6 protein-coding genes are annotated in these 4468 nt (G+C 29.6%); 2 read left to right on the top strand and 4 right to left on the bottom strand.

Features of this window, described 5'->3' with window-relative positions:
* Window positions 1-358, bottom strand: a 358-nt coding sequence (locus ACI3VO_RS07115; protein ID WP_439757240.1) for a response regulator transcription factor, incomplete at its 3' end; no start/stop codon positions are given.
* A gap of 157 nt (window positions 359-515) precedes the next feature.
* Between ACI3VO_RS07115 and ACI3VO_RS07110 the strand changes: the two genes are divergently transcribed.
* Complete coding sequence (locus ACI3VO_RS07110; protein ID WP_439757239.1) at window positions 516-791, top strand: hypothetical protein; 276 nt, start codon at window positions 516-518, stop codon at window positions 789-791.
* A gap of 98 nt (window positions 792-889) precedes the next feature.
* Here the strand turns inward: ACI3VO_RS07110 and ACI3VO_RS07105 are convergent, their stop codons facing one another.
* The gene (locus ACI3VO_RS07105) at window positions 890-1762 is read right to left on the bottom strand and encodes a shikimate dehydrogenase (protein WP_320924924.1); all 873 of its coding nucleotides are present in this window, start codon (window positions 1760-1762) and stop codon (window positions 890-892) included.
* Between the two features lie 77 nt (window positions 1763-1839).
* Complete coding sequence (aroD, locus tag ACI3VO_RS07100; protein WP_439757238.1) at window positions 1840-2604, bottom strand: type I 3-dehydroquinate dehydratase; 765 nt, start codon at window positions 2602-2604, stop codon at window positions 1840-1842.
* 239 nt (window positions 2605-2843) lie between these two features.
* On the opposite strand from aroD, the gene ACI3VO_RS07095 reads away from it, so the two are divergent.
* The gene (locus ACI3VO_RS07095; RefSeq protein WP_439757237.1) at window positions 2844-3743 is read left to right on the top strand and encodes a LysR family transcriptional regulator; all 900 of its coding nucleotides are present in this window, start codon (window positions 2844-2846) and stop codon (window positions 3741-3743) included.
* 52 nt (window positions 3744-3795) lie between these two features.
* Here ACI3VO_RS07095 and ispH read toward each other — a convergent pair.
* A partial coding sequence (gene ispH, locus ACI3VO_RS07090; RefSeq protein WP_439757236.1) for a 4-hydroxy-3-methylbut-2-enyl diphosphate reductase occupies window positions 3796-4468 on the bottom strand: 673 nt, incomplete at its 5' end.

Genomic DNA, 4468 nt, shown 5'->3' with positions numbered 1-4468 from the left:
TGGTCCTCTTCAATATAGATGATATTCTAGCCAACAAAATCGGTGGATTGTAAGGCTTTGATATATAGTCATCTCCACCTAATGTTATACAATTTAACTCGTCCATAGAAGTATTTTTACTAGTTACAAATATTACTGGAATATCTGAAGTTTTTCTCAAATCCATGCAGATATCTAGCCCACTTCTATTTGGTAAATTGACATCTAGCAAGATTATATCTGGATTTTCATCGATTATCTGATTTAGTACATTTTCAAATTTATCTACTAGTACTACATTGTACAGAGCATTTTCAAGTATTGTCTTTAATTCTATTCTAATATTAGCTTCATCTTCTATAATCATAATTTTGTACATTATTTTATATTCTCCTCATTTAAAGATTTTCTAATATAATAATACCAAAAATAAATATTATATACAAAAACACATATCCTTTGTGCTAGTATATAGATATATAGTATAATTAGAAAAATCTTACAAGGTCAACAAATATATGAAAGGAAACTAAAGAATGAAAGGTATAAAAAATCATATCAAGCTTATAATTTTATCAATATTAACTGTAATAACTTCTTCACTAATTTTTAAGTTTATACAGCTGGGATTACTACAAAAGTCAAATTTGAATACAGATAGTGTAAGTATAGATTATTTTATTTTTAGAATAAACGACAGTGTACCAGTTGCAGATATACATATATATGCACTTAAGTTTTTAATTGCAGCTGCAATCGGACTTTTAATAACAATATTTACATACTTAATTTTATTTAAAAAGAAAAAATAAAAAAAGAAAAAATTGACTATCGAAGATTTGATTTTATGATAGTCAATTTTTTCTTGGAAATCAAGAATATATAAAAGTGTATTATTATTGTATATCTATTAATATTGGATACCCATTGTTTCTTTTATGTACTCAACAGGCATATCTTGTCCAGTCCATAATTTAAATGCTGCAGCACCTTGGAATAACATCATAGGGAAGCCATTTAAAGTTTTACAACCAACTTCTTTAGCCATTTTTAATAAAGCTGTTTCTGTTGGAGCATATACAACATCTGTAACTATTAAGTCTTTTCTTAAAAATGATTTGTCAGGTATATAAGTTTGTCCTTCAAGTGGTTTCATACCCATTCCTGTAGCATTGGCAAATAGGTAGCTTGAAGCTATTTCTTCTTTTAATTTATCTAAATCATCTAAATCGTATAAAGTAGCTTTACAGTTAGTTCTTTCGTTTATATCTTTAACTGTTTTTTCAGCTCTTTTATAAAATTCATCTTTTCTATTGAATATAGATATTTCTTTAACTCCATCAAGTGCAGCTTGTACTTGAATTGCAGTAGCTGCTCCACCTGCACCTACTATTGTCATTTTTTTGCCGATTACATCTATACCAGCATCCTTTAATCCTGTCATGTATCCGATTCCATCTGTTATATGTCCTGTTAAAACACCGTTGTCGTTTACTATAGTGTTTACAGCACCGCAGATTTCTGCAGCTTCAGATAATTTGTCAAGGTATTTATGAACTATTGTTTTGTTAGGCATAGATACGTTTGATCCTCTAACCTTCATAGCTCTAAATCCTTTTATTGTATCTTCTAAATCTTCTGCACCTACTTCAAATGCTATGTAAGCGTAGTCAAGTCCTAATTTTGCAAATGCTTCATTGTGCATTCTTGGTGATGATGAATGTCTAATTGGTGTTGCTATTAAACCTATTAATTCTGTATGTCCTGTTATTCTTTCTGCCATTTTTTAATTCCTCCAATTTCTAAAGAATGATTATTTTTTATTTATTTAAGTTAGGTATTATTATTTATGTATTTTTATTATCTGCTTTGATGCATTACATCAAGTATTTCAGCTAGTTTATCTACTGATATTTGTCCTGGAGCTGATGCAACCTTAGCTGCTCCAAATGTAAGTGCTGAACCAAATGTTTCTCCAGCTAGACGGCTTACAAGTCCAAGTCCGCCCATAGACATTGTTATAATTGGTGTTTTTGCGTATTTAGTTGACATTTCTTCAGTAGCAGCTAGTAAAGTTATTACATCTTCTGATGTGTTAGGCATAACTGCTATCTTAGGTAGGTCTGCACCTAAGTCTTGCATCTTACAAAGTCTTTTTATTATTTCTTCTTTTTCTGGTGTTTTGAAGAAATCGTGGTTTGACATAACTACCTTTACGCCGCTTTGGTGAGCAAATTCTACTATGTCTTTTACTATTTCATCTCCAGTGAATAATTCTACGTCTACTAAATCTACCATTTTTGTTTCTGCTATTTTTTTATTTAGCTCTGCGTAGTATTCATCTGAAACTTCTCTTTCTCCACCTTCTTTTTTACTTCTGAAAGTAAATAGTATAGGTAAGTCACCAACCTTATCTCTAAGAGCTGAAAGTATGTTTTTTACTTTATCTAAATCTTCAACTCCTTCATAATGGTCGACTCTCCATTCAACTAAATCTAATTTTAAGTCTTTTAAATATTCAGCTTCTGCTATTATTTGTTCATCTGTTTTTCCTACTAAAGGTACACATATTTTTGGAATACCTTCACCTAGTTTTAAATTTCTAACTTCAACTACTTTTTCCATAGTATTTCCCCTTTGTTTTTATTTTTAGTATAAAATTATATCTAGATAAATATTTTAACATTAATTTCCATTAAATTTTGCGTATATATAAAATAACTTTGTTAATTTTTTATCGCTATTTATATTTTAATTATAATACCTACAATATGATAAATCTAATACTAATTTTTGTGATTTTTGATAGGAATTAACTATCAATTGTGGTATACTCATTTTAATATTATTTAGAAGGTGAAACTATGAATTTGAATCAACTTTATTACTTTAAGACAGTGGCAAAATTGCAGCATTTTAGAAATGCAGCCGATGAGCTAAATATATCTCAACCGAGTTTAAGTCAAGCGATTTCGAATTTAGAAAATGAATTAGGTACATATTTATTTGAAAGACAGGGAAGAAACGTAAAGCTGACTAAGTACGGAAAATTATATTTAGAGTACGTCGAGGATGCATTAAATACTCTAGAAATAGGTGAAAAAAAATTAAAGCAAGTCACTAGTGAAACAAATGGTCATATAGATATAGCGTATATATCGCCTTTAGCTTCTTATTTTATACCTAAAAAGGTAAGGGCGTTTTTAGAGTTAGAAAACAATAAAGATATAACCTTTACATTTAGACAAGGAATAACTGCAGATTTAGTTGCAGGACTTAAAAATTCAAAATACGATGTTGTATTTTGTTCTTACGTTGAAGATGAACCAGATATAGTGTTTGATTTATTGTTTAAAGATGAATTTGTATTAATAGTTCCAGAAAATCATCCGTTAAGCGAATTAGATTCTGTAGATTTAAAGGATATAGAAAAATATCCAGTTGTTGCGTATGAAAAAAATACAGCCCTTGGAAAAGTTACTAAAAATATTTTTAATAGAGAAGGCATATCTCCTAAAATCATATGTGAAGGAGAGGACGAAAATGGAATTTACGGATTGGTATCAGAGGGGTTTGGTGTCGCCTTTGTCGCAAACATCATGAATCCTGAAAACTTCAAGATAAAACAGCTAAAAATAAATAACTTAAACTGCGATAGAAGTATTTATCTTGCCTACAAGAAAAACAGCTATTTAGTTCCAGCTGTAAAGAAATTTATAAAATATATAAAAACATCTTCAAAGGACATTTTCGAACGAATTTAAAAATAGCTAGAAATCTAGATTGTATTCTAGAGATCTAGCTATTTATTTTAAATTATATAGATTCTAAAAATTCTATTACATCAGATATAATCCAATCAGGAGTAGAAGCTCCTGCAGTTATTCCGACTAAACTATATTTTTTAAGTTCTTCCTTATCTAGCTCATCCTTTGTCTCAATAGCAAAAGTATTAGTAACCTCTTTACAGATATTTACTAGCTTTTGTGTATTAGAGCTGTGCTTTCCGCCTATAACTATCATACAGTCGACTTCCTTAGCTAGGCTTTTAGCTGATAATTGTCTTTCCTTAGTTGCAGAGCAGATAGTGTTTTTTATTGTGGCGTCTTTTAATACAGAAGCTAGCTTTGAAGTTATTTTTTCGTAGTCGTCTACGTCTACTGTAGTTTGGCTAACTACGCAGTATTTTTGATTTTGATCGAAATCTATTTGATCTATTTCTTCTGTAGTCTTTATAACTACAGCGCTGTCATCACACCATCCATTTATTCCTATAACCTCTGGATGATTTTTATTTCCTATTATTATAATTTTATATCCCTTTTTATAAAAATCATTTACTATTTCATGGATTTTTTTGACAAAAGGGCATGTAGTGTCTACTATTTTTACGCTTTTACTGTGAGCTTCGTTGTATATATTTTCTCCTACACCGTGAGATCTTATAATTACTCTTTCGTCAGCAGGAATTTCTGATATTTCTTCTACT

It is taken from the genome of Intestinibacter sp., assembly GCF_051866655.1.
Lineage (GTDB): Bacteria > Bacillota > Clostridia > Peptostreptococcales > Peptostreptococcaceae > Intestinibacter.
The sequence above is the reverse complement of the archived record's forward strand: the minus strand, read 5'-3'. Positions and strand labels throughout refer to the sequence as shown.

Excerpts from the sequence above, each read along its gene's own strand:
- ACI3VO_RS07110 (WP_439757239.1), top strand. The coding sequence starts at position 516 with ATGAAAGGTATAAAAAATCATATCAAGCTTATAATTTTATCAATATTA.
- ACI3VO_RS07105 (WP_320924924.1), bottom strand. The coding sequence starts at position 1,762 with ATGGCAGAAAGAATAACAGGACATACAGAATTAATAGGTTTAATAGCA.
- aroD (WP_439757238.1), bottom strand. The coding sequence starts at position 2,604 with ATGGAAAAAGTAGTTGAAGTTAGAAATTTAAAACTAGGTGAAGGTATT.
- ACI3VO_RS07095 (WP_439757237.1), top strand. The coding sequence starts at position 2,844 with ATGAATTTGAATCAACTTTATTACTTTAAGACAGTGGCAAAATTGCAG.